The organism is Alistipes intestinihominis (genome assembly GCF_040095975.1).
Lineage (GTDB): Bacteria > Bacteroidota > Bacteroidia > Bacteroidales > Rikenellaceae > Alistipes > Alistipes senegalensis.
This window is the reverse complement of the sequence record NZ_JBBMFL010000040.1, coordinates 1-1801: the sequence shown is the minus strand read 5'-3', so window position 1 is coordinate 1801 and position 1801 is coordinate 1. Positions and strand designations below refer to the sequence as shown.

The following is a 1801-nucleotide window of genomic DNA, read 5'->3' as shown; positions in this document are numbered from 1 at the left end:
ATATACGCATGCTGTTACATGAATAAACATACAGCTATTCAGTCGGCTAACCATACAGTCAAACGTATGATCATTTGATCAATCATACACACATGCAGTCATCTGCATGTGTATTCGCACAGCCGATTGTACATGTATTCATTTATTCAGTCGAGCAGTCGGCCGATAGATATTTCAGCTATCCGACTAAGCGGCCATTCGATCGTTCGGTCGGACAAATTATCGCATGATCGAACGTCTCATGCCGGTTTCGGCCCTTTGCCGCTTGTGGCTTCGAAGTGGCGGGAAGAGGCATTGTCTCCGATGAACCGAATCGCAGAATCGGTCGGTATCTTTGCCGCTGTAACAATTCCGACGTAGATGGAAGCCGCCTTGCCCGTTTTTACGGCGGCCGGTTCAATAGTCCGTCCGACGAGCGGACGGAACGTATTTGCAAAGGGCAAATAGCAAGCTGTGTTTTCCGTTACCCGAAACTATTTCCGTAACGGAAAACAGCTTGCCCGCAAGGGGGGGGGAGCACCTCCGAAGTCGGCGCTTTTCGACAGGCGGCTCCGCCACGAACGAATCGCAATTTTCAGCAACCGGCGAGGCGAGGGCCTCACCTCAAAAATTTCGATTATGGAGAAAAACAGACCGACCCGCAAAGGTCGAGGGGGACGTCCCGCGAAAACAGATACCGCTTCGCATTGTGTCATGGTGCGATTCAACGATACGGAACACGCCCGATTTCTGACGATGTACGAGCAATCGGGGCTGTCGTCGAAGGCTGCTTTTATCAAGGCACGGGTCTTCGGCGATGTGTTCCGGGTGATAAAAACCGATCGCGGAACGCTGGAATACGTGGCCAAACTGACGCAACTGCACGCTCAATATCGGGCGATCGGAGTCAACTATAATCAAGTTGTCAAAGAACTGCGTATTCGCTTTTCCGAACGAAAAGCATTGTCGTTGCTCTACAAGCTGGAAAAAGCGACCATGCAACTCGTCGATATCAACTCCCGGATCGTCGCGCTTTCCGAAGAGTTTCAAAAGCGATGGTAGCCTACATCATTCACTTCTTATTTCGATGCCTCCATGTCCGCATACGTTGCAAGAGAGCTTGTTTTGCCTTGTCGATCCACGGAGTGGGATTATTACGCAATTTCATATCGCAGAACGTGCGCGAAAGATTCGTGTCGAGTTGGATATTGAAGACTTTGGCAATGTAGGCCGCCAACTGCGAGAGCGGAACATTGCCGAAACTGCGTTTGCTGTCGAGCAGATAGATCAGTTCCGTCAAATCCGTCTTGCTGTCCTGCCATGTCAGTCGAACCGAGGGCAGCGAATCGGTGGAAGCTGTCTTTACATATTCCAGTGCTTCTAACTCGCCTTTCAGATAAGCCGATAACAATTCGTTGGCCAACAATTTAGCCACCTTGAAATCGGCATTGGTAGAGAACATCGGATCGCGTTCGTAGTGGAACGATTCGAGGTAAAGGGCTGTGTCAATACGTCCTCGCAGATAGTAAAGCGAATCCAGATGCGTAAGACCAGAACGGTAATAGCGCACGAAATCCGATCGTTTGGTATTATAGCGGTTGATTGCTTTTATTTCGTCGATCAAATATGCCTTTTGTGATTCCACACCTACGGGCCGGTTCATTTCAATGTTGTAAACCTTGCGATAATAAATCAAACGATGATACAAACGAGGCTTGATGATCTTGAAAAACTCTATTTCTTCGGCCTCATTCTTGAATGTATAGGTTGAAATAAAATTCCTCAACTGCTGAAAGGCATCGCCCAATACGAGCGATGCCTC

General features: G+C 48.7%; 2 protein-coding genes. One reads left to right on the top strand and one right to left on the bottom strand.

Annotation, left to right across the window (positions count from 1 at the left end; genetic code table 11):
- Positions 1-618 precede the first annotated feature (618 nt).
- Positions 619-1041, top strand: coding sequence for a conjugal transfer protein MobA (mobA, locus tag WMO46_RS15520; protein WP_129650042.1), 423 nt, complete (start codon positions 619-621; stop codon positions 1039-1041).
- A 10-nt stretch (positions 1042-1051) separates the two neighbouring features.
- Here the strand turns inward: mobA and WMO46_RS15515 are convergent.
- On the bottom strand, positions 1052-1801 hold a 750-nt coding region (locus tag WMO46_RS15515), incomplete at its 5' end, for an RteC domain-containing protein (RefSeq protein WP_349094655.1).

What these genes read in the sequence shown, in the direction of transcription:
- mobA (WP_129650042.1), top strand. Translation starts at nt 619, where the DNA reads ATGGAGAAAAACAGACCGACCCGCAAAGGTCGAGGGGGACGTCCCGCG.